The following is a 22,906-nucleotide window of genomic DNA, read 5'->3' as shown; positions in this document are numbered from 1 at the left end:
GCTGTTGGCTGCGTACACACTGATAATATTGTACGGCTTGGTATTTAAAGTCTAATGTATATTTGCTCATAAGAAAACTGCACCTTAATGGGTTGGAGGGGTGTCCAACTTTTGGGGTGCAGTTCAAGGTTTCAGACGGCCTTTTTAATCTTGTAGTCAATATTTATTAGCGGCTTTCGGTACGGCCTAAGTGGTCATAGTGGTATTGGAAAACCGCATCGGAAGTTTGTCCACGGGGCGCAATAAATTTAACGCTGTCATCATTTTTACGCGCGCGAATCATACCTTCATGTTGCACTGCTTGTAACCCTGCAATCGGGCCTGAATCGTTAGCATGGTCATATTTAGGCATATGAGCGCCGCGGGCGGAAGCAAAAGAAGCGGCGAAAGTAGCTAAAGCGGCGAAAGTAAGTACGGTTTTTTTCATAATGAAAATCCTCTGACGTATATGTGTTTGGCATTTAGTTTAGCATTCGGCAACATTTGAAATCTGCCGTCTGTCTTGTTTGTGTGTGTATTGTATAAAACAACACATCCCCGATAAATACCATTTTCATTTAACATTCGTTTCTTAATGAGAAATGATTAAAGGATGATACCCTCTATAACCATTATGATTTTTTAAATCCATATTCAGCCATGCAAGATTAAAAATCTGATTTTCCAAACAACTTATGCTTATTCATAATTCACTATAAAATCAACCTATATAAACAGGCCGTCTGAAAGTTTTACCTGCTTTCAGACGGCCTGTTTTTAATATTGTATTGATTAACGGGCTTCGGTACGGCCTAAATATTCGTAACCAGCAATTTCTTTTTCACCAGTGCTACCGGGAAAAACAAATCTAACCATATCATCATCTTTAGTAACCACTACCGGACCGTTATGTGAAACTTGCTCTAAACCGGCAATCGAGCCTGAATCGTTGGCATGGTTATATGCCGGCATATGGGCGCCTTTGGCAGAAGCGAAAGAAGTAACAAGAGTAGCTAAAGCGGCGAAAGTAAAGATTGTTTTTTTCATGATCATTGTCCTCATGTGTATTTTTATTGGGTTTTAAATATCAGGCAATGTTTTTTATCGGCTGCCTGTTTTGTTGATGTGTGTATTGTATGAAATAACTAATGGTTGATAAATAGCTATTTTATTGAATATTCATTTCTTAATAAGAAACTATTAAATATTGATAACCCATATAAAACCGGAAACTGCTATTTTTCAGACGGCCATATTTTTCACTATCGATAAAACCAATCTGTATATCCCCATCACATCAATCGAGACGCCCGCAATATAAAACTACTTATTAAATCCCAAATAAAAAGCCGTCTGAAAAATTTCAGACGGCCTAAGCATATTAGTGATTATTCTTGTATTTCTTCGCCTTCAAATGTATTCAGAGATCTAATATTTTCATCATCTTCTTCTTGATCTTCATCTACATTAGTCGGGCCTAATTTGAATGCACCTATTAATTCAGGCAAGGTTACAACTTTTTCTTGATCAGGCTGGAATGTAAACACCGGATTACCAAAATGGTTTAAGCGCGTCGACATTTCAATATTAATCGCTTTTTCTTCACCATTAACCTGTGAGTAAGTACGACGGGCAACCATACGGCCTTTGCCGTCTAAATAGATGCTTTCAATCATAGGGCTGCCGAATATTCTTTCAAAGAAATTGAAAGTATAGCTTCCACTATCGGCATCTTGTTCTGTTGTTTTTCCGAATATCTTCGCAACAATTTCATGCACCTGTTGATATCCTTCTTCAGTTGCCCCTTTTTCAAAATCTTCTTGCTGCATGCGGGTCAGTTCATTATCGAAGTCGCGATAAAGATTATCGTAGTATGTTTTTAGGTTTTCATTATTCCATATAATATTAATGTGATATTTGGCACCGGCCTGTCTACCAAATTTGTCCATATCGATTAATTGATAGGCATCGGACGGAATGTCTTTGTATGCGGTATAACTTGATTTAATAAATGCTTTAATAGCGGAGCGTAGAGGGATTTCTGCTTTATCCAAGTCTTTCCAATCAAGCCGGATACCCTGCCCTGCCAATCTTTGGGTTAATTCTTTATTCTCTAGAAAAATATCCAACAACATTGGCAAAGTGGCGGGTAAATCCACTGTTACCGTCATATTTTTTCCATCTAAAAGCATCGGAATTTGTATTTTGCTGTATTCATTTTTATTGTTATTCACAATTTCGGGAATAAACTCTATTTTTTCAGCATGTAAATCCACAGCACCTTTCATATTGATCTGTACATTTTGAAAATATTCCGTCATAACAGGGCGGCTTTGTGCAAAATCCACCACTGTTCTACCAAATCTTTCTTTTATCAAATCATGGATTTCAGATAATTCTATCTCTGATTCAGAATTATCCAGCTTATCATGAAATTTTTTTTCTGTTTCGGCTGCCATTTCAGCCGCCATTTCGGGAGCTAAACCTTTATCTTTATCACTTAAGAAAAAGCGTGCATTGCTTTCAAAATTGTAGCTGTAATCTTTTGTGAGGCTTCGTTCCATCGAAATGGTCATCATTTCTTGCGGCGTTTTATTATTTAAATTGCTACATGCACTTAAGCCTAAAACCGCTGCAGTAACGGCCAATAAAGTTTTCTTCATTATTTTTACCTTTTATTAAATTGGTTTAATTTTTTCAAAGAAAATTTAATTATGCATGAATTATTTATTTTTATCCAACAATTAAAGTTAAACATCATAGGTTTTTGATAAAGGCTAATCACGTTGGATTTATGCTGTTAGCGGCCTGATATAAAGCACTGTGATTAAGAATATTTATCTTGGAAAATCGCTAAAAATAATAGGAAATAGGAAAGTTGCTATATTTCAAATAATTAGGCCGTCTGAAACCTTTCATTTCAGACGGCCTATTTTATACGGCTTGTTATTTACCGATGCAGAATCTGGAAAAGATAACACCCAATAAATCATCTGCCGTAAACTCACCTGTAATTTCACTACAAGCCGCTTGTGCCAAACGCAAATGCTCGGCCAGCAATTCGATTTGGTCGTTGCCGCATAGCGCGGCATTTTCCAATTCGATTTCTGCCGCGTGTAGGGCGGTAAGGTGGCGGCTACGGGCTAAAAACAGGCTTTCGCTTTCGCCCTGCCAGCCGATTTCTTTTAATAATGCCTGTTTGAGCAAATCCAAACCCTCGCCGGTTTTGGCAGAAAGTTTAATCAGCGTATCGGCGCCGGTTTCGGTTGATTGGCCGTCTGAAATCAGGCGCACTGTTTCGCCGGTTAAATCGCTTTTATTGTGGATTTCGATTTTTTTCAGGCCATCCGGCAAGCCGTTGAGTATTGCCTGTGTTTTGGCATTAATGCCCTCGCGCGGATCAATCAGAATCAGCGCAACATCGGCCTCGCTAACCGCCTTTTGGCTGCGCTCGATACCGATTTTTTCGACAACATCATCGGTTTCGCGCAAGCCCGCGGTGTCGATAATATGAACCGGCACGCCGTCGAGCGTGATTTGTTCGCGTACCGTATCGCGGGTGGTGCCGGCAATATCGGTAACAATCGCAATATCATCGCCGGCCAAAGCATTCAGCAGGCTGGATTTGCCGACATTGGGCGCGCCCACCAAAACCACATTCATGCCCTCACGCAAAATCGCGCCCTGTTGGGCACTGTCGATTACGGTTTTCAGACGGCTTTGCAGATTGGCCAGTTTGCCGCGGGCATCGGCGGCTTCGAGAAAATCAATGTCTTCTTCGGGAAAGTCTAATGTTGCTTCGACCAACATGCGCAGGGTAATCAGTTCATCGACCAAAGTGTGGATATGTTGCGAGAATGCGCCTTTTAACGAACGCACGGCCATACGGGCGGCAGAACGGCTGGAAGCATCAATCAGGTCGGCCACACTTTCCGCCTGCGCCAAATCCAGTTTATTGTTGAGAAAAGCGCGTTTGGTAAATTCACCCGGCTCGGCCATACGCGCGCCCAATTGCAGGCAGCGTTGTAGCAATATATCCATCACCACCGGCCCGCCATGCCCTTGCAGCTCGATAACGTCTTCACCGGTAAAGCTGGCAGGGGCGGCAAAATAAAGCATCAGGCCGTTATCAATGGCTTGGCCGTCTGAATCAAAAAAATCGGTATAAAGGGCAACACGTGGCTTAGGGCTTTTGCCGCCGCTGATTTCTTGCGCCAACGGCAGCAGGTTTTTACCGGATAAACGGATAACGCCGACACCGCCGCGCCCGGGCGCGGTGGCAATAGCGGCAATCGTGGGATTAGACGGAAGCATAAGGATATTCTCAAAAAATAATATTAGTATAGCAAAAGGCCGTCTGAAAAGGGTTCAGACGGCCTTTGTGGTTATGTGTTATTTTTGGTTTCAGGTATTGGTTTTAGATATTGTTTTTTCTTTATTTTATCAGTTATTTTATATGGCCATAATATTATGCTTTTTGGATTACTTTGTGGTAAAGGATGGTAAAATGCATAATTATCCTTATTATCCTTGCTTTCTAATCCAACAACTTTAATTTTATTGCCAAAGACTTCATAGATTCTTTCATATGCTAATTTTCTAATTTCTAATAATTTATCATCAACACCCCATGCTAAAATAAAAACTTCATCAGGATTTAAATATTCTTTTAAAAATTTTTTTGGGTCATCTAAAAATATTGAATAAATTTTATTTTCTTTATTATCCAAACCATTTTTATTCAAATATTGTTGGATTTCTTTTACTTTTTCTTTATATTCTTTATCTTCTTTATATTTTTTTACTAAACGTTCTTTTATTTTATCAAGTTCATTATTATTGGAGAAATTATTGAAATAAAAATGAATAAAATCGGTACTCTTAGAATTCATAAAATCAGATAGATTAATAACTTTAGCATAGTTTAATTTAGGTTCACATTGATTCATGACTCTCATTATTTGATATTGAGTATCGTCAGGAATTGCCGTTACAAACTCCATTTCTTTTGGTTCTGGTAATTCATTACTTCTATCTTTATATTTATCTTTATCTTTGTCTATATCTTTATCTTTAGGCCTACCCCCTCCCGGATTCATCATAATCACATTTAAATCATTATCTTCTTTTTTAAAATCATCTTTAAACTTATCATTTTTTTCGTCATAAAATTCTTCATAAAATTCTTTTCTTATTATCTCTAAATATCTTCTAAATTTAACCCCGCTTGAATTTTTATAAAAAAATCCCCTAACTATAAATTGATCTTTAAAAGGTTTTTCTAATTCGTTTTTATCTGCCATAACTCTACCCATATAAAATTAAAAATCATCATCCAAAAATACTATCATAAAATAGCCAAGTGCCAATAAGTGTTATCGCTTATAATGCCGTTTTTAAAATAATGATATTTAAGGAACACAATATGACTTTTCCCGCCTGCCCGCAGTGTAGCTCGGAATTCACTTATCACGACGGCATCCAGCTTGTCTGCCCCGAATGTGCTTATGAATGGCAGGAAGGCGAAGCGGCCGATAGCGAAGACGTTTTGTCGGTAAAAGATGCCAATGGTACGCCGCTGGCCGATGGTGATACGGTGGTTTTGATTAAAGATTTAAAGGTGAAAGGCAGCTCGATGGTGATTAAACAGGGTACTAAAGTGAAAGGTATCCGTTTGCAGGAAGGTGATCATGATATTGCCTGCCGTATTGATGGCAGCTCAATGAATCTGAAATCGGAATTTGTGAAAAAAGCCTGATTGCTATGCTTGAATAAAAAAGGCCGTCTGAAAGGTTTCAGGCGGCCTTTAATTATATGATTATAATAAATTAATGGTTTAGCAATTGCTTAACCCTATCTAAATTTTTCATAATCTTGGCAAGATAATCTTTATCGGCGTTTCTGTTTTGAGCCGAATTTAATATATTTTCCCAGCCGTTTTTCAATTCTAAAATGGCCTGCTCATCCATTTCCCGACCTTGAATCAAAGCTTCATAAGGCGTTCTTTTTTCTTCCGGTGATAATGAATCAAAAAGAATTTGGCCTGCCCGTGTTACCACTCTGATACGGTCAAATTGTTTTGCTTGGTTTTTAACGGTTTCGGTAAAGCCGTTAAAGGCTAAACGGTGATAATCATCCGGAACCAATCTCGGCGAATGGGCATGGGCGTTTACTTGCAGTTCATAGCGTTGATAGATGCCTAAAATACTTTGTTCAAAATGAACGGCAACTATCATCATTTCTACTTGATAGCCTTTTGCTTTCAATTTATCCACAAAAGCGCCCACTTGATCGGGGTTTCTGAATGTGCCTTCTTCAACAAAATTGTAATGGTTGGCAATCACTTGATTTCGCAATAAAGCCACCAATTTTCCGGCATCTGCCTGAGTAACTTCAGATGGAAATTTATTTTTGCCTTTAGGCAGTTTTTCCCGCATACGGTCGGCATCAACATGAATATAACCACCGCTTTTGCGCAGCTCTTTTTTAATTTGAACCGCTATTTGGGTTTTTCCGGCACCGGGTTGGCCGGAAACCAAAATGGCAATCGGTTTATTATGCTGTGATGCTTTATCGATACGGTGTTGATAAAATCTTTCAACAATGGTTTTGCTCTGATTATCAGATAATGGTTTATATTGAGGTTGTGAAGTCATAATAATTCCCTTATCACGTCGTCTTTATCCAATAAACGTTTAATAATATATTCATCATCAAGATCTAATTCATCCATTAAATCATCAACCAATTTTTGTTTTGCTTCTAAAAATTTTAAATATTTCTCGTTTGGTTGGTCTTTTTCGGATTCGTTAAAAATCTCATTCACCAAGGTTTGTTGGCTTTGCCCTAAAATTTCAATGGCGACTTCATATTCAAACGGTTTTAACATTGCCATACTCCGGTGCAAATAATTTAAAATGCAAAAATGTTTTTGTGTAATAAAGTATAAAAACGGCCTGCAAAATAGCAGAGCTCGTTTTGGTTAAGAAATAATATTACTTTTATATTATTATGATTTATAAAGAAAAATCATTGTTTATGGTTATAATATTTATCTACTTATTTAAAATAAGTATTAAAATGGAGCAATCCTGTTGAAATAAAGTTCCATGCTTTTTTATTTTTTATAAAAGCCCGATTTATATTGAATAGAAAAAAGCCGTCTGAAAGGTTTTCAGACGGCTTTTTTATTTAGGTTTGATTATCAGGCGACATTAGGCAAACCGTGGAATGCAGCCGGCAAGTCTTTATCGTTGGGGAATTCGACCCATTCATAAGCGGTTTCATCGGCTAAAATAGCGCGCAATAAAGCATTGTTAATGGCATGGCCGGATTTATAGCCTTCAAAAGCGCCGATAATCGGATGACCTAAAATATATAAATCGCCAATAGCATCTAAGATTTTATGGCGCACAAATTCATCCGGATAGCGCAAACCTTCAGGGTTTAAAACATCGGTATCATCAATCACAATGGCATTGGAAAGATTGCCGCCCAAGCCGAGATTGTGGGAGCGCATCAGCTCGACTTCCTGCATAAAACCAAACGTACGGGCGCGGGCGATTTCGTCGACATAGGATTTACCGGCAAAATCAATTTCAAAAGTCGGATTGCTGCGGTTGAATACGGGATGGTCGAATTCAATGGTTAGGGTTACTTTAAAGCCATTATAGGGCGTGAAGCGTACCCATTTTCCGGGTTCTTTGATTTCTATTGTTTTTAAAACTTTCAAAAAGCGTTTTTGCGCTTTCTGATCAACAATACCGGCATCTTGCAGCAGATAAATAAACGGCAGGCTTGAGCCGTCCATAATCGGGATTTCGGGTGCGTTTAATTCGATTAATACATTATCCACACCATAAGCAGCCAATGCAGACATAATATGTTCGATGGTGCCGACACGGACGCCGTTTTCGGTAACGATGGTTGACGATAAGCGGGTATCGTTAATCAGATAAGGCGTTAACGGAATCACTTCGCTTTGTTCCCCTGTTAAATCGGTACGGCGGAAGGAAACGCCGCTGTTTTCCGCTGCCGGATGCAGGGTAAGCGCGACACGTTCGCCGGAATGGAGGCCGACACCGGTAACATGAATGGATTTTGCCAGTGTTCTTTGCAGCATATTGTTGTCCTTAGTTTCTTGCTTGTTTTGATAATACGATAAAATAGAACCAACAACATAATATTTTTAATAGTATTTACTTATTACAAGATAAAAACCTTGTCTATCGGCTATTTTAGCTTTTGGATATCTTGGTGTAAAAAATGTGGATAAGTGAATTTTATCCATACAATGAAATTTTATTTCAGTTTTTATTCGTTAGTTACGGTATTATTTAAAAATACCTGCTCACAATCTTTTTTTAAAATAGAATATTGTTTTTAATATTTAAAATAGGGTTATCCACAAAAATAACAACGGCTCATTATCATTATCCGGTTATATTTTAAATTATATTAAATAGCTTATTTTCAATAGTTTAGATAATTTATTTACTTAACTTGAATCACATTTTATGTATTTTTATAAAAATAACACTAGGAAGTAATTTTATTTCATGATACAAAGGGTACATTGATTTAAAAATTTTACAATAAGGAGCAAATAAATGAGCATTAAAGTTGCTATCAACGGTTTCGGCCGTATCGGTCGCTTGGTTTTGCGCAAAATGATTGATCACAAAGATTTTGAAGTTGTGGCCGTGAATGATTTAACACCTGCCGATATGCTGTTGCACCTGTTTAAATACGACACCATGCAGGGCCGTTTTCAGGGGGAAGCGGTATTAAAAGATAATGCTATGGTGATAAACGGTAAAGAAGTAAAAGTGCTTTCCGAACCGAATCCTGAAAATCTGCCCTGGGCTGAGTTGGGTGTTGATGTAGTGCTGGAATGTACCGGATTCTTTAATAAAAAAGAAAAAGCCGAAAAACACATTCAGGCCGGTGCTAAAAAAGTGATTCTTTCCGCGCCCGGCGGCGATATCAAAACCATTGTTTACGGTGTGAACGAAAATACTTTAGATGGTAGTGAAACGGTGATTTCCGCCGCTTCCTGTACCACTAATGCATTGGCATTGATGGTTGATGTTTTGCATAAAAAATTTGGTATTGTCGAAGGGTTAATGACAACTATTCACGCATATACCGGCGATCAGAATACGCTTGATGCACCACATCGCAAAGGTGATTTCCGCCGCGCCCGTGCGGCCGCAGAAAATATTGTTCCGAATACGACCGGTGCGGCAAAAACCATAGGTTTGGTGATTCCCGAACTGAAGGGTAAATTAGATGGTGCGGCGCAACGTGTGCCGGTAGCTACCGGTTCTTTAGCAGAATTGTTTTCTGTATTGGAACGTTCCGTAACGGCTGAAGAAATCAATGCGACTATGAAAGAAGCAGCCAATGAAATTTATGCTTATAACGAAGATCCGATTGTGTCTTCCGATGTAATCGGCCTTGAAGCCGGTTCTATGTTTGATGCCACGCAAACAAAAGTGATGACAGTAGGCGATAAACAATTGGTGAAAACAGTTACTTGGTATGATAATGAAATGTCTTATGTTTGCCAGTTGATACGCGTATTGGCTCATTTTGGTAAATTGATTAAAAAATAATCTTTTACAGAATAATAAAGGCCGTCTGAAAGGTTTCAGACGGCCTTTTTATATGGAATATTTATACTTAACATTATATTTTATAAAGATAATTTTTTATAAAACTAATTATTGATGTAAAGTAAAAAATTCTGTTGTTCTCTTTATAAACGTATGATATAAATGTTAATTTACGAAATATAAAATTAAATATTGATAAGTTTTAACCTGAGTAATCAATTTTAGATTGCTGTAAATTGGCGATATAAACGCGGCTTATACAACGGGTTGATATCGTTTTGTTATTTCTTACGTTTTGTAGAAAGTAGTATTTTTATGAATCAAAAAATTTTCTTAGCCATTGCCGTGGCTTTGTCGGCTGCCGGTTGTGCAACCGAATCTTCTCATGTGGTCGAAGTGGCGAAAGTCGCTTCTTACAACACGCAATATCACGGTGTTCGTGCGCCTATTTCGGTGGGCAATTTCGATAACCGTTCCAGCTTCCAAAGAGGTGTGTTTTCAGACGGCCAAGACCGTTTGGGTAGCCAGGCTAAAACCATTTTGGTAACGCATTTGCAGCAAACCAACCGCTTTAATGTATTGAACCGCACCGAATTGAGCGCTTTGAAACAAGAAGCCAATATTAGTGGTCGTGGTCAGGCATTAAAAGGGGCTGATTTTGTGATTACCGGCGATGTAACCGAATTCGGCCGTAAAGATGTCGGCGATCATCAGCTCTTCGGTATTTTAGGCCGTGGTAAATCGCAAATCGCCTATGCCAAAGTGGCTTTGAACGTGGTGAATGTGCGTACTTCCGAAATCGTATATTCGGTTCAAGGAGCCGGTGAATACTCATTATCAAACCGTGAAATTATCGGCTTTGGCGGTACTTCCGGTTACGACGCAACTTTAAACGGCAAAGTATTGGATTTAGCCATCCGTGAAGCCGTGAATAATTTGGTAGCCGGTATTGAAAACGGCGCTTGGACACCTGTACGTTAATAAGAGGCCGTCTGAACATGAAAATGCATAAAATGAAATATGTCATGATGGTGGCGGCTGCAATGGTTTTGGCCGGTTGTTCGATGGGCGGTAATAAAAAGCTCTATTATTGGGGTGATAACAGCGAAACCGTTTATCAACATATGAAGAGTGACGGCGAACCGCTAGGCAAACAAATTGATGAAATGACGAAATATTTTAAGAAAGCGCAAAGTAAAAAACAAAACGTTGCCCCCGGTGCTCATGCCCATATGGGTTTGCTGATGATTGATAGCGGCAACACTGATGAGGCTATCGAACATTTTGAACAAGAAAAACAATTATTTCCAGAGTCCGGTGTATTTATGGACTTCTTGTTGAAAAATGCCCGTGGAGGTCAATTATAATGCGCAGCTTAAAATTATTGCCTTTGGTGGCCGCTTTAGCATTATCGGCTTGTGCCACACAACCGTATGATTACACGGCTTTTAAAGAAAGCGATCCCAAATCGATTCTGGTTTTACCACCTTTAAACGAATCCCCCGATGTTAACGCAACGGCGGGCATGGCTTCTGCGGTTACCTTGCCTTTGGCCGAATCCGGTTATTATGTTTTCCCGGTAGCGGTGGTACAAGAAACGTTTAAACAAAACGGTTTAACCAATCCGGCCGATATTCATGATGTGCAACTGGATAAATTGAATCAGATTTTCGGTGCCGATGCGGTTTTGTATATTAAAGTAACCGAATATGGCACGAAATTTATGGTGATTCAAAGCGATACCCGTGTCAGTGCCGAAGCGAAACTGGTCGATGCCCGTACCGGTAAGGAATTGTGGACGGGTTCGGCAACCGCTTCTACGCTTGAAAGAGGCAGTAGCCAAGCGGGTTTATTGGGTGCCTTGGTGCAGGCCGTGGTTGAACAGATTGCCAGCTCGGTGAGCGATAGAGGTTATGATATTGCGCAGATGACAGGTTCACGTTTGTTGTCGGCCGGTACGCCCAAAGGCATTTTGTACGGGCCAAGATCGCCTCATTATCATACCCAACATAATAAATAATCGATCTTGATTATAAAGGCCGTCTGAAAGATTTCAGACGGCCACTTTTATATCAGATAAAACAAAACGTTTTATTCATAAACTTTCAATAATTCCACTTCAAAAATCAAAGTGGCATTAGGCGGAATCACGCCGCCGGCACCGTGTGCGCCGTAGCCCATTTCCGGTGGAATCGTCAGTTTACGTTTACCGCCTTCTTTCATGCCGCCGAAGCCTTCGTCCCAGCCTTCAATCACTTGGCCGACGCCTAAAGTGATGGTGAGCGGTTGGCGGCGGTCTAAGCTGGAATCGAACTTGGTGCCGTCTTCCAACCAACCGGTGTAATGCACGGTGATTTCTTTGCCTTTAACGGCTTCGGTACCGTGTCCGGTAACGATGTCTTCAATTTTCAAACTCATGGTGTTTTACTTTCTTTATCGGTTTATACACGCCGCAAGGATAGCATAGAGCCGGCGGTGAAAAAACCGTAAGCCGGTTATTGCCATCATAAATGCTTCATATTGAAGAAACACGGAAACGCTTTGTGTTTTGCGATGGCTTGTCTTGTATCATAATCAGCGATATAAAAACGCATAATATGATGTGATGGAAAGGGAAAGAATGAATACTTTAAAAGTTGTGGTATTGGATAGAGGCACATTGCCGGGCGGGGCATTTGCCTTTGATTTTCCATTTGAAATCAAAGAATATGAAAATACGCTGCCCGAACAAACCGCCGAGCGTATTCAAGAAGCGGATATTGTGGTTACCAATAAAGTGGTGATGGATAAAAACAGCATTGCCGCCGCGCCAAATCTCAAACTGATTGCCGTAGGTGCAACCGGTGTAAACCATATTGATATGCAGGCGGCTAATCAAGCGGGGGTTACCGTATGCAATGTCCGCAATTATGGTAATGATTCCGTTGCCGAACATGCTTTTATGCTGATGATTGCGCTCATGCGCAATCTGCCGGCCTATCAGCGCGATATCGCAGCAGGGGTGTGGGAAAAATCGCCTTATTTCTGCCATTTCGGTGCACCGATACGCAATTTGAACGGCAAAACCTTGGCTATTTTCGGGCGTGGCAGTACCGGACGCACTTTGGCCGGTTTTGCACGGGCATTCGGTATGAAAGTGATATTCGGCGAACACAAACACGCGCAAACCGTGCGCGAGGATTATGTTTCTTTTGATGAAGCCATTCAATCCGCCGATGTGGTTTCCCTACATTGCCCGCTCACGGCGGAAACTACCAATATGATTGGGGAAACGGAATTACAGCAGATGAAAATGGATGCCATATTGATTAATTGCGCCCGCGGCGGTTTGGTTGATGAAAATGCTTTGGTGGCGGCTTTAAAATACGGCGGCCTTGGCGGAGCGGGTGTGGACGTATTAACGCAAGAGCCGCCGCGTGATGGGAATCCGCTGCTAAAAGCCCGTTTGCCGAATTTGATTATTACGCCGCATATGGCATGGGGCAGCAATGAAGCGACTAGCCGTTTATTTGATATCTTGCTGGATAATATCAATCAATTTGTTGCCGGAACGCCTAAGAATGTGGTTTGACGGATAAGCAAAAGGCCGTCTGAAAGGCGGATATTTTCTGCCTTCAAAGTATAAAAAAAGCATATAAAAAAAACCCTTGAAATCAATCAAGGGCTGAACTTCATGTTTTTCCGAAAGGATAAACAGTTATGAAAAGTTGCTGTTAGTTATTATACTGAGGCGGTTTATTTAAAGCCAGTATAGCCGTATATTGGTTAAAACATTGTAGGGTTTACGCTACAATATTGTTTCTATTGGATTTATATTTTAAATGAATAACCATACCATCTATATCTTATTTTTATTTTTCTTCGCCCTTTCCACTCTACTACAACTGTATCTTTCCATCCGCCAAAGCCGTGCGGTATTGAAACATCGAGGCGATGTGCCTAGTGATTTTGCATCGGCCGTATCGCTTGAAGAACATCAGAAAGCCGCGGATTACACATTGGCGAAACAACGCTTTGCCCGCTACCGAATTTTATTTGAAGCATTTTTATTGCTGGTGTTCACATTGGGCGGCGGTTTAAATGTTTTGGCGGCATTAAGCATTAAGTTTTCAGACGGCCCTATCACACAAGGCGTATTGCTGATTGCCCTTTTTACTTTGGTAAACAGCATACTCAGCCTACCGATGGAATGGTATTCGACATTCAAACTTGAAGCCCGCTTCGGCTTTAACCGCAGTACCCCGGCTACATTTTTTGCCGACCGTTTCAAAGGCTTATTATTGGGTGCGGTTATCGGCGTGCCGCTATTGTATGTAGTGATTTATTTAATGGGCGTTACCGGCAGCTTGTGGTGGCTTTGGGTGTGGTGCGTGTGGCTCGGCTTTTCCATGTTGATGTTGTGGGCTTTTCCAAAATGGATTGCGCCTTTGTTTAACCGTTTCGAACCTTTACCCGAAGGCCGTCTGAAACAACAAATTGAAAACCTGCTCAGCCGCACTGGTTTTCAAAGCAACGGTATTTTTGTAATGGACGGCAGCAAACGCTCGGGGCACGGTAATGCCTATTTCACCGGCTTGGGCACCAATAAGCGGATTGTGTTTTACGATACCCTGATTGAAGATATGCAGCCGGACGAAGTCGAAGCGGTATTGGCGCACGAACTTGGCCATTTTAAACATAAGCATATTGTCAAACAGATGATCATCACTTTTGTTTTGGCGTTGGTTATCTTGTTTATTTTAGGGCTACTCATGCCACAAGCTGCTTTTTATCAAGGTTTGGGGGTCGCTTATCCCAGCCATGCTATGGCATTGTTGCTGTTTTTTATGGTGTTACCGGTTTTTACCTTCCCGTTTTCGCCTTTAAGCAGTTTAATGTCGCGTAAAAACGAATTTGAAGCCGACCGTTTCGCCGCCAAAACCGCTTCCGGCAACGACTTGATTAACGCCTTAATCAAACTCTACCGCAGCAATGCCGCCAGTTTGGTATCCGACAAATGGTATGCCCGTTTTTACGACTCACATCCGGGCGCAAGAGAACGGATAAGCGCCTTGAAAAAGGCCTCATAGCCAGTTTGTATTATGATGGTTGGCCAACATTAAATTGAGCATATTCAATTTTTCAGACGGCCTTTTCCCACATATTCGGTTAAAATGCCGCATCCTAAAGCGAAAGTTAGACTATGAATCTTTATCATAAATTACCTGCACCGATTTTATCGGAAGAAACCCGCCGCGATATTCAGGCGCGTGAATCGTATCATGTGTTGAAAATCATTTCCGAGTTTGTCGAATCAGGCGAAGAGTTGCGGGCGATTCAACCTGCCGTCAGTATTTATGGCAGTGCGCGTACATCAACCGATCACCCCGATTATCTGTTTACCGAAAGCCTGTCGCGTAAACTTTCCGACGCCGGTTTTTCCGTCATTTCAGGTGGCGGGCCGGGCATTATGGAAGCGGCCAATAAAGGTGCATTTGCCGGAAAAAGCCCGGCTGTCGGACTAAATATCGTATTGCCGCACGAACAAAGTGCCAATCCGTATCAGAATTTATCGATTAAATTCCAACATTTTTTCCCGCGCAAAGTGATGTTTGTGAAACATGCCGTTGCCTATGTGGTGATGCCCGGCGGTTTCGGCACAATGGACGAATTGTTTGAAAGTCTAACATTGGTGCAAACCGGCAAAACCCCCAGCCGTCCGATTATTTTAGTCGGTTCCGCTTTCTGGAAAGGCCTGCTCGATTGGATTAAAGAACAATTGCTCGGCAACGGCCTGATTTCGCCGGAAGACTTGGATTTAATCCAGCTGATTGATGATGAGGATGAAATCATCGAACATATTTTCGCCCACTATGAAGACCGCTTAGAAAATATGTGTGAATCACAAAACAATACTTGGGAATTGGGTTTGTAATAGAGGCCGTCTGAAAACTAGTCTATATTTATTTATTAAATCAATAAATTTTTGATTTTATTAAGAACTGAATCATATTTTCAAACAGATTCAGTTCTTTTTTATTTATATTGAATTTAGTTTTTCATAATGCACAAAAGCATATACGGTACCGTTTGCAGCCGTGTGTGATTCCCGGCTTTTTATTTGCCATTCTTTGCCGATAGGCGGGAAAAAGGCATCACCGTCTATCTGCCGTTCTATTTCCGTGATGCGTAAATCGGTGGCAACAGAGAGTGCTTCGGCATAGATTTGCGCGCCGCCGATAATCATAATTTCAGCGGCATCGGCACATTTTGCCAATGCATCTTTTAGAGAGGGTGTGGTTTCCGCACCTTCGGCAATATAGTTTGCTTGTCGGGTAATCACGATATTACGGCGGCCGGGTAGGGGTTTTTTCGGTAGGGATTCCCATGTTTTGCGCCCCATAATAACGGGCTTTCCGGTGGTATACGCACGGAAAAAAGCGAAGTCTTCAGGCAGGTGCCAAGGCATGGTGTTGTTGATGCCGATGCAGCCGTTTTGGGCGCAGGCAGCGATAAGGGTGATTTTTTGCATGGGCTATTCCGTAGGTTGGTTTTCGGATAAATGGATTTTAGTCGAATATTAAAATATTGTCTGAAGCCATTGTTCTTCTCAATTTTAGTTTTATATGCCGATATCAATATTTTATTTAATTTAAATATTTTGTTGTTTATTTTTAATGAAATATTTGTTAAACACTAAAAATTTTACTCTAGATATTAGTTTGTTATTGATAATCATGGACAAAATAAAAAATACCACTTATGATTAAATCAAACTGATTATTTTATTATAAAGAAACAAAATAAAGATATTGGCGTTGTGCCGCCACAACGCGAATAATCTGATTTTTGTTATACGAATGAGTTATTTTAAAGAAATGAAGGGAAACATCGTGGCCGGCTCTTATTCACTCTACCGTTGTGCTGTTTTATCAACTTCTACCGGTATGCTGGACAGTGTTCTCGACCGCAATAGTCCTATTGATATTTTGCGTTTATCCGTTCATATGGGCGGTCATAAATATGCGGACGGATTGGATTTAAAGGCTGCGGAATTTTCAGATTGGTTGCGCAACCATCCTAAAGAAGTGATTACCACTTCCCCGCCGGATATGGAATATTTGCGTAAAACATTTTATTATTTAAAATCACAAGGTTATCATGAAGCTATCGTTACCACTATTAGTAGTCGGCTGAGTGATACAGCGGAATTAATACGTCAATTGGCAGAAGAAATGGCCAATGATTTGGTGATTCATGTAATCGATACCGGCACTACTGCCATGCCGGAAGGTTTTTTTGCGTTGGAAGCGATCCGCTTGCTTTCTTTGGGGAAAAAACCTGCCGAAGTCGTGGGTTATTTAGAAAAGCTCAAATCACGTTGCGACGTACTTTTGGCGGTTCAATCGCTAACACCACTAACAAAAAATAATGGTTTATTGCGTATGGGTGCGGCTGTTAATGACTGGTTGGGCTTGAAAACCGTATTACGTTTTAATGAAAAAGGGATTTCACATTTGGCCAGTGTTCAAAACAATGATCAGATGATTGACCGGTTAATTGAAGCATTAATGGTGATAACGGCAGATAAAAATCCTACCCATTTGGTGATTTCGGGCGGTTATTGTGGCGATGAAGCGCTTTACCAAAAATTTGCCTGTAAGCTGAATAAAAAAACCGGCTTGCATTTGGAAAACGGTATTCCGGTTTCACCGGCGGTGGGGGTATATACGGGATTAGATGCCATAGGTATCGGTATCGTTGAGCGCTTCCACGATTAATTTGATAACATCATGAAATAAAAGGCCGTCTGAAAGTTTTCAGACGGCTTTTATTTGGGATTTAATAAGTAGTTTTATATTGCGGGCGTTCCGATTGATGTGATGGGGTATATATAGATTGGTTTTATCGATAGTGAAAAATATGGCCGTCTGAAAAATAGCAGTTTCCGGTTTTATATAGGTTATCAATATTTAATGATTTCTTATTAAGAAACGAACATTCAATAAAATCGCTATTTATCAACCATTAGTTATTTAATACAATACACACATCAACAAAACAGGCAGCCGATAAAAAACATTGCCTGATATTTAAAACCCAATAAAAATACACATGAGGACAATGATCATGAAAAAAACAATCTTTACTTTCGCCGCTTTAGCTACTCTTGTTACTTCTTTCGCTTCTGCCAAAGGCGCCCATATGCCGGCATATAACCATGCCAACGATTCAGGCTCGATTGCCGGTTTAGAGCAAGTTTCACATAACGGTCCGGTAGTGGTTACTAAAGATGATGATATGGTTAGATTTGTTTTTCCCGGTAGCACTGGTGAAAAAGAAATTGCTGGTTACGAATATTTAGGCCGTACCGAAGCCCGTTAATCAATACAATATTAAAAACAGGCCGTCTGAAAGCAGGTAAAACTTTCAGACGGCCTATTTCTTATCGGGCAATGTAATTAAATATCGTATGTTGTCGATGCGGTATCGCCGCCTTTACCCGTCCAATTGGTGTGAAAAAACTCACCGCGTGGTTTATCGGTGCGCTCATAGGTATGCGCGCCGAAATAGTCGCGTTGTGCTTGCAACAGATTGGCCGGTAAGCGCGCTGGTATAACCGTCGAGGAATGTGATGGCTGAAGTCATACAGGGCATGGGAATGCCGCATTCGATGGCTTTAGCGGTAACCTTACGCCATGCATCCAAACAGTTTTCAATGATTTCTTTAAAATAAGGATCAGCGCCCAAGAAAACCAAATCGTGATTGGTTTCATAAGCATCGCGGATATTGCCTAAAAATGCGCTGCGGATAATACAGCCTTCACGCCACAATAAAGCGGTTTTGCCGTAGTTTAACGCCCAATCGTGGTTTTCACTGGCTTCGCGAATCAACATAAAACCTTGTGCATACGAAATAATTTTGGATGCCAACAATGCTTCGCGCAATGCTTCCACCCATTCGGTTTTATTGCCTTCCACCGGTTTGATGGTTTTATTAAACAATTTGCCTGTTTGGGTACGCTGTTCTTTTAAAGCCGATACGCAGCGGGCAAATACCGATTCGGTAATCAATGTAAGCGGAATGCCCAAATCTAAAGCATTGATGCCTGTCCATTTACCGGTACCTTTTTGGCCGGCAGTATCCAAGATTTTTTCAACCAGCGGTTCACCGTTTTCATCTTTAAAGCCTAAAATATCGGCTGTAATCTCAATTAAGTAAGAATCCAGCTCGGTGCGGTTCCAAATGCTGAAAATCTCATGCATTTGTTCATAATTCAAACCTAAGCCGTCTTTCATAAATTGATAGGCTTCACAGATGAGCTGCATATCGCCGTATTCAATGCCGTTATGCACCATTTTCACAAAATGTCCGGCACCGTCGCGGCCGACCCAATCACAACAAGGCTCACCTTCGGGCGTTTTAGCCGCAATCGCCTGCAAAATCGGTTTCACATAAGGCCAGGCTTCTTCATTGCCGCCGGGCATAATCGAGGGGCCGTGTCGTGCACCCTCTTCACCACCGGAAACACCGGCACCGATAAAACGGATGCCTTTTTCAGCCAATTCGCGGGTTCGGCGGGTTGAATCGGTGAAATTGGCATTGCCGCCGTCAATAATAATATCGTCTTTATCAAGGAGGGGAACAAGTTGGCTGATAAAGTCGTCTACTACTTCACCGGCCCTAACCATCAGCATAATTTTTCTGGGCTTTTCCAATTTATCGACTAATTCTTGCAAAGAATGGGCACCGATAACTTCCGTATCTTTAGCAGGACCGTTAAGAAAGTTATCTACTTTGGAAACAGTGCGATTAAATGCGACAACTTTGAAGCCTTTATCGTTCATATTGAGAATCAGGTTTTGACCCATGACGGCCAAACCAATGACGCCGATATCACCTTTCATTGGAAAATCCTTTTTTATGTGAATGCCTAAGTGTGAACTTTAACTGATTCGGTGTAGTTAAACAACGCTTAAAAAGGAAAGGCTGAGTAAAGCAGTTTTATTTGAAAGCCTGCTTTTTAAAGCATTACAACTTATATTTAAATAATAAAAAGATATTGATATTGAAATATGGTTTTTTTTGTGGATAACTTATTTTTTATTTTAATTTCAATTTTTTATTTACATTTTTTAGTTTGGGAAAACCCTATTTTCCTTTTGCGGAAAAATGTGGACGGTTTTTCCGTTTTTTAAGTGTTTGTGGAGTATAAAATGGTTATCCACAGCTTTCAGACGGCTTATCCCGATTAGACTGTTTTTCTGAAAGCGGTTTTTTAAAGGATAGTAAAAAATTAATATTTTATATTAAACATTGAGTTATATTATTTTTGTAGTATCAGTCAATATTTTTAATAAATATCGGTAAAAACAGATGGGAGAAAAATAATGAAGATAAAAATTTTATGGGGTTTGCTGGCAACATTAACTTTAGTCTCGCAGGCAGCACCTTTGCCGGATTTGAGTGTTGATCCCCAAGTTGTTGAAATTTCCGTTCAAACCGTTGAAAAACGGGCACCGGAACAAGGTACGGGGCTGACCGACCAAAAATTGGTGCGCGCAAAAGAATTTATGGCGGCATCGGCCAATCCGTTGGCAACCGAAGCAGGTTATGACATTTTAAAGCGCGGCGGCAGTGCCATTGATGCCATGATTGCCATGCAGACTACATTAAGCCTTACCGAGCCGCAATCTTCCGGTTTAGGCGGCGGTGCTTTTTTGGTGTATTGGGACAATAAAGAGAAAAAACTCACTACTTTCGATGCGCGTGAAACCGCGCCGGAATCGGCTACGCCAGAGCTTTTTTTAGATGAAGAAGGCAAACCGTTGCAATTTATGGAAGCCGTTGTCGGCGGCCGTTCGGTTGGGGTGCCGGGTATTCCGAAACTATTGGAAGATGTGCACAAACGCTATGGAAAACTGCCGTGGAATACCTTATTCGATAAACCGATTGCATTGGCACAAGAAGGTTTTGCCGTATCACAACGGATGGCACGTTCTATCGAGCAGAACCGCGAACAATTACAACGTTATCCCGCTACGGCAGCTTATTTTCTACCCGGTGGCAAACCACTTGCAGAAGGTACGGTTTTGAAAAATCCCGAGTTTGCCGCTACGGTTAAATTATTGGCCGAAAAAGGCAGCGAACCGTTTTATAACGGCCAGCCCGCTATCAATATTGCGAAAGCGGTAAGCAGTGCGCCGGATAATCCCGGCTTGATGACGCCTAGTGATTTGCAAAGCTATCGGGTTATCGAACGGCCGCCGGTTTGTGCGCCTTATCGCGAATATGAAATTTGCGGCGTGGGTGCGCCGAGTTCGGGCGGGATTGCTTTGGGTCAGATTTTCGGTATTTTGCGAAATTTCGATATGAAGGCATTGGGGCCGGAAAATATGTTGAGCTGGCGGCTATTGGGTGATGCTTCCCGCTTGGCGTTTGCCGATCGCAATTATTATGTGGCCGATCCCCAATTTACCGATATACCCGAAAATATTATGCTTCATCCGGCTTATTTAAGGCTGCGTGCCGGTTTGATTGCCGATCATTACGGGGCTTTGAAAAACATTACGCCCGGCGTGTTTTCGCGTACGGAACAGGCAGGCAAAGGTAATGATTTGGAATTGCCTTCTACCAGTCATTTGGTGATTGTGGATAAAGAAGGCAATGTGGTTTCGATGACGACATCTATTGAAAATGCTTTCGGTTCGACCCTAATGGCCAATGGTTATCTGCTGAATAACGAACTAACCGATTTTTCGTTTACGCCGGTTGACGAAGAAGGCAAAATTGTTGCCAACAGTGTGGCAGCTGGTAAACGACCGCGTTCTTCCATGTCGCCGACCATTGTTCTGAAAAATGGTGAGCCTTATCTGGCACTCGGTTCGCCCGGTGGTAGTCGTATTATCGGTTATGTTGCTAAAACCCTGATGGCACATCTTGATTGGGGTATGGATATCCAGCAGGCGATTTACTATCCGAATTTTTTAAACCGTACCGGCGTTTACGAGCTTGAAGAAAATACCTCTGCCGCTGCCAAAGCCCCTACTTTGGAAAGATTGGGCTATCAGGTACAGGTACGCGATTTGAATTCGGGTGTACAGGGTATCGTTATCACGCAGGAAGGCTTGGAAGGCGGGGCGGATCCGCGTCGGGAAGGCAAAGTGATGGGCGATTAAAATGACTTAGCGGAAACTTTTTAAATCGGTTTTCCGGCTATTCGATTAGAGGCCGTCTGAATATGTTTCAGACGGCCTTTTTCTTTTTTAAAAAGCATTTCTTTATATATAATTTTTGTTATATAATAAAAATTATATATAAAAATTATGCGGAAATATAGCGCCGATGTTTTCAAGATAAACGGCAATATTAAATCATGTTTAAAAAGGAATTTTTATGTTTGCAAATACAATAACCGCAGTTGATGTTCAAAAAAAATTACAGCAGGGCGCTGTATTGGTGGATATACGAAATCCCGACGAATACCGTCGCGAGCACATTAAAGCAGCTATATTGCAGCCTTTGGATCAAATAAACGAACATGGTTTGCCGACAACATTACAACAAGCAGAATGTTTGATTTTCCATTGTAAATCCGGTATGCGTACCCGTAATGCGGCGGAAAATCTGGCACGGGCGGCGGCCGGTAAAGAAGTATGGGTTTTAGAAAACGGCTTGGACGGTTGGAAATCATCGGGGCTGCCGATAGAAAAAGACCGATCCCAACCTTTAGAAATGATGCGGCAGGTTCAGATTGTTGCCGGTTCGTTGATTTTATTGGGTGCGTTGTTGGGGTGGGCGGTATCACCGTCGTTTTATTTATTATGCGCTTTTGTCGGTGCCGGTTTGTTGACTGCGGGATTAACCGGTTTTTGCGGCATGGCACGGCTTTTAGCATTGATGCCGTGGAATCGGCGGGCACAATAATCAAAGGCTGTCTGAAAAATCTTTAACGCTTTGACGGTATTTGCTTATACAATTTATAAATACAAAATTGCGGATATAAAGTGAATCGATATGCAGGATATGTTTGCCAAATATGACGAAGCCACGGCTTTTCTAAAATTGATGGCCAATACCAACCGGTTGGCTGTGTTATGCAGTTTGCAGGATCAAAAATACAATGTAACCGAATTGGCCAATATGACCGGATTGCCGCAGGCCGCCATGTCGAGCCAGCTTGCTCTGCTGCGCGAGGCCGGTTTGGTGGATTGTGAAATCAGGCATCGGGAACGTTTGTATTACATTGCCGACGAACGTGTCGGCAAAACCATTCAATTACTGTATTCGTTTTTTTGTGAAGATAATGAAAATGGTAATAAAAAATAAC

23 protein-coding genes and 1 pseudogene are annotated in these 22,906 nt (G+C 41.1%); 13 read left to right on the top strand and 11 right to left on the bottom strand.

Translation table 11 applies throughout. From position 1 onward, the window contains the following. Window positions 1–166: 166 nt before the first annotated feature. From NXS09_RS10375 to NXS09_RS10355, 5 genes are all read right to left on the bottom strand, one after another. Window positions 167–427 (bottom strand): hypothetical protein, encoded by a 261-nt coding sequence (locus NXS09_RS10375; RefSeq protein ID WP_259292447.1) that lies wholly within the window; start codon window positions 425–427, stop codon window positions 167–169. Window positions 428–771: 344 nt separating this feature from the next. Continuing rightward, entirely contained in the window at window positions 772–1,026 is a 255-nt protein-coding gene (locus NXS09_RS10370; RefSeq protein WP_259292429.1) for a hypothetical protein, read from the bottom strand. A 341-nt stretch (window positions 1,027–1,367) separates the two neighbouring features. Next, on the bottom strand, window positions 1,368–2,642 hold the full coding sequence (locus NXS09_RS10365; protein WP_259292446.1) for a hypothetical protein: 1,275 nt from the start codon (window positions 2,640–2,642) through the stop codon (window positions 1,368–1,370). Window positions 2,643–2,925: 283 nt separating this feature from the next. Then, window positions 2,926–4,293, bottom strand: coding sequence for a tRNA uridine-5-carboxymethylaminomethyl(34) synthesis GTPase MnmE (gene mnmE / locus NXS09_RS10360; RefSeq protein ID WP_259292445.1), 1,368 nt, complete (start codon window positions 4,291–4,293; stop codon window positions 2,926–2,928). A gap of 71 nt (window positions 4,294–4,364) precedes the next feature. Beyond that, window positions 4,365–5,282, bottom strand: coding sequence for a hypothetical protein (locus NXS09_RS10355; protein WP_259292444.1), 918 nt, complete (start codon window positions 5,280–5,282; stop codon window positions 4,365–4,367). Window positions 5,283–5,404: 122 nt separating this feature from the next. Between NXS09_RS10355 and NXS09_RS10350 the strand changes: the two genes are divergently transcribed. Further along, window positions 5,405–5,737, top strand: coding sequence for a zinc ribbon domain-containing protein YjdM (locus NXS09_RS10350; protein WP_259292443.1), 333 nt, complete (start codon window positions 5,405–5,407; stop codon window positions 5,735–5,737). A 70-nt stretch (window positions 5,738–5,807) separates the two neighbouring features. Here NXS09_RS10350 and NXS09_RS10345 read toward each other — a convergent pair whose 3' ends face one another. The 3 genes from NXS09_RS10345 to lpxC form a co-directional block, all read right to left on the bottom strand. Next, window positions 5,808–6,635 (bottom strand): zeta toxin family protein, encoded by an 828-nt coding sequence (locus NXS09_RS10345; RefSeq protein ID WP_259292442.1) that lies wholly within the window; start codon window positions 6,633–6,635, stop codon window positions 5,808–5,810. Further along, complete coding sequence (locus NXS09_RS10340; RefSeq protein WP_259292441.1) at window positions 6,632–6,868, bottom strand: hypothetical protein; 237 nt, start codon at window positions 6,866–6,868, stop codon at window positions 6,632–6,634. The genes NXS09_RS10345 and NXS09_RS10340 overlap by 4 nt, the downstream gene beginning before the upstream one ends. A 315-nt stretch (window positions 6,869–7,183) precedes the next feature. Continuing rightward, window positions 7,184–8,101, bottom strand: coding sequence for a UDP-3-O-acyl-N-acetylglucosamine deacetylase (gene lpxC, locus NXS09_RS10335; protein ID WP_259292440.1), 918 nt, complete (start codon window positions 8,099–8,101; stop codon window positions 7,184–7,186). A 487-nt stretch (window positions 8,102–8,588) separates the two neighbouring features. On the opposite strand from lpxC, the gene gap reads away from it, so the two are divergent. The 4 genes from gap (at window position 8,589) to NXS09_RS10315 (ending at window position 11,616) form a co-directional block, all read left to right on the top strand. After that, the gene (gene gap / locus NXS09_RS10330) at window positions 8,589–9,596 is read left to right on the top strand and encodes a type I glyceraldehyde-3-phosphate dehydrogenase (protein WP_259292439.1); all 1,008 of its coding nucleotides are present in this window, start codon (window positions 8,589–8,591) and stop codon (window positions 9,594–9,596) included. A 315-nt stretch (window positions 9,597–9,911) separates the two neighbouring features. Next, the gene (locus tag NXS09_RS10325; protein WP_259292438.1) at window positions 9,912–10,577 is read left to right on the top strand and encodes a CsgG/HfaB family protein; all 666 of its coding nucleotides are present in this window, start codon (window positions 9,912–9,914) and stop codon (window positions 10,575–10,577) included. A 17-nt stretch (window positions 10,578–10,594) separates the two neighbouring features. Continuing rightward, a complete protein-coding gene (locus tag NXS09_RS10320) occupies window positions 10,595–10,963 on the top strand; it encodes a DUF4810 domain-containing protein (protein WP_259292437.1) in 369 nt (122 codons plus the stop codon). Beyond that, window positions 10,963–11,616 (top strand): DUF799 domain-containing protein, encoded by a 654-nt coding sequence (locus NXS09_RS10315; RefSeq protein WP_259292436.1) that lies wholly within the window; start codon window positions 10,963–10,965, stop codon window positions 11,614–11,616. Before NXS09_RS10320 ends, NXS09_RS10315 begins: the two co-directional genes overlap by 1 nt. A gap of 71 nt (window positions 11,617–11,687) precedes the next feature. On the opposite strand, the gene NXS09_RS10310 is transcribed toward NXS09_RS10315, so the two are convergent. After that, window positions 11,688–12,014 (bottom strand): FKBP-type peptidyl-prolyl cis-trans isomerase, encoded by a 327-nt coding sequence (locus NXS09_RS10310; protein ID WP_259292435.1) that lies wholly within the window; start codon window positions 12,012–12,014, stop codon window positions 11,688–11,690. A 202-nt stretch (window positions 12,015–12,216) separates the two neighbouring features. On the opposite strand from NXS09_RS10310, the gene NXS09_RS10305 reads away from it, so the two are divergent. The 3 genes from NXS09_RS10305 to NXS09_RS10295 all read left to right on the top strand — a co-directional run bounded on the left by NXS09_RS10305 (window position 12,217) and on the right by NXS09_RS10295 (window position 15,510). Continuing rightward, window positions 12,217–13,167, top strand: a complete 951-nt coding sequence (locus NXS09_RS10305; RefSeq protein WP_259292434.1) for a D-2-hydroxyacid dehydrogenase — start codon at window positions 12,217–12,219, stop codon at window positions 13,165–13,167. 250 nt (window positions 13,168–13,417) lie between these two features. Beyond that, window positions 13,418–14,665, top strand: a complete 1,248-nt coding sequence (locus NXS09_RS10300; protein ID WP_259292433.1) for a M48 family metallopeptidase — start codon at window positions 13,418–13,420, stop codon at window positions 14,663–14,665. A gap of 113 nt (window positions 14,666–14,778) precedes the next feature. After that, the gene (locus NXS09_RS10295; RefSeq protein ID WP_259292432.1) at window positions 14,779–15,510 is read left to right on the top strand and encodes an LOG family protein; all 732 of its coding nucleotides are present in this window, start codon (window positions 14,779–14,781) and stop codon (window positions 15,508–15,510) included. A 105-nt stretch (window positions 15,511–15,615) separates the two neighbouring features. Here NXS09_RS10295 and NXS09_RS10290 read toward each other — a convergent pair whose 3' ends face one another. After that, window positions 15,616–16,107, bottom strand: a complete 492-nt coding sequence (locus tag NXS09_RS10290; RefSeq protein WP_259292431.1) for a dihydrofolate reductase — start codon at window positions 16,105–16,107, stop codon at window positions 15,616–15,618. Between the two features lie 361 nt (window positions 16,108–16,468). Between NXS09_RS10290 and NXS09_RS10285 the strand changes: the two genes are divergently transcribed. Then, window positions 16,469–17,356, top strand: coding sequence for a DegV family protein (locus NXS09_RS10285; protein ID WP_259292430.1), 888 nt, complete (start codon window positions 16,469–16,471; stop codon window positions 17,354–17,356). Window positions 17,357–17,705: 349 nt separating this feature from the next. After that, window positions 17,706–17,960 carry a hypothetical protein gene (locus tag NXS09_RS10280; RefSeq protein ID WP_259292429.1) on the top strand — a complete coding sequence of 85 codons (255 nt, stop codon included), beginning with the start codon at window positions 17,706–17,708 and terminating at the stop codon, window positions 17,958–17,960. A 77-nt stretch (window positions 17,961–18,037) separates the two neighbouring features. Here the strand turns inward: NXS09_RS10280 and gnd are convergent. Next, window positions 18,038–19,484 (bottom strand): annotated as a pseudogene (gene gnd, locus NXS09_RS10275) (decarboxylating NADP(+)-dependent phosphogluconate dehydrogenase). Window positions 19,485–19,967: 483 nt separating this feature from the next. On the opposite strand from gnd, the gene ggt reads away from it, so the two are divergent. The 3 genes from ggt to NXS09_RS10260 all read left to right on the top strand — a co-directional run bounded on the left by ggt (window position 19,968) and on the right by NXS09_RS10260 (window position 22,905). Continuing rightward, entirely contained in the window at window positions 19,968–21,755 is a 1,788-nt protein-coding gene (gene ggt / locus NXS09_RS10270) for a gamma-glutamyltransferase (protein WP_259292428.1), read from the top strand. A gap of 217 nt (window positions 21,756–21,972) precedes the next feature. After that, the gene (locus tag NXS09_RS10265) at window positions 21,973–22,503 is read left to right on the top strand and encodes a rhodanese family protein (protein ID WP_259292427.1); all 531 of its coding nucleotides are present in this window, start codon (window positions 21,973–21,975) and stop codon (window positions 22,501–22,503) included. 90 nt (window positions 22,504–22,593) lie between these two features. Next, entirely contained in the window at window positions 22,594–22,905 is a 312-nt protein-coding gene (locus tag NXS09_RS10260) for an ArsR/SmtB family transcription factor (protein ID WP_259292426.1), read from the top strand. The last annotated feature ends 1 nt before the right edge of the window (window position 22,906 follow it).

It is taken from the genome of Neisseria montereyensis (genome assembly GCF_024834045.1).
Classification (GTDB): domain Bacteria; phylum Pseudomonadota; class Gammaproteobacteria; order Burkholderiales; family Neisseriaceae; genus Neisseria; species Neisseria montereyensis.
Note: the sequence above shows the minus strand (reverse complement) of the source record. Positions and strands in the feature narration are given on the sequence as shown.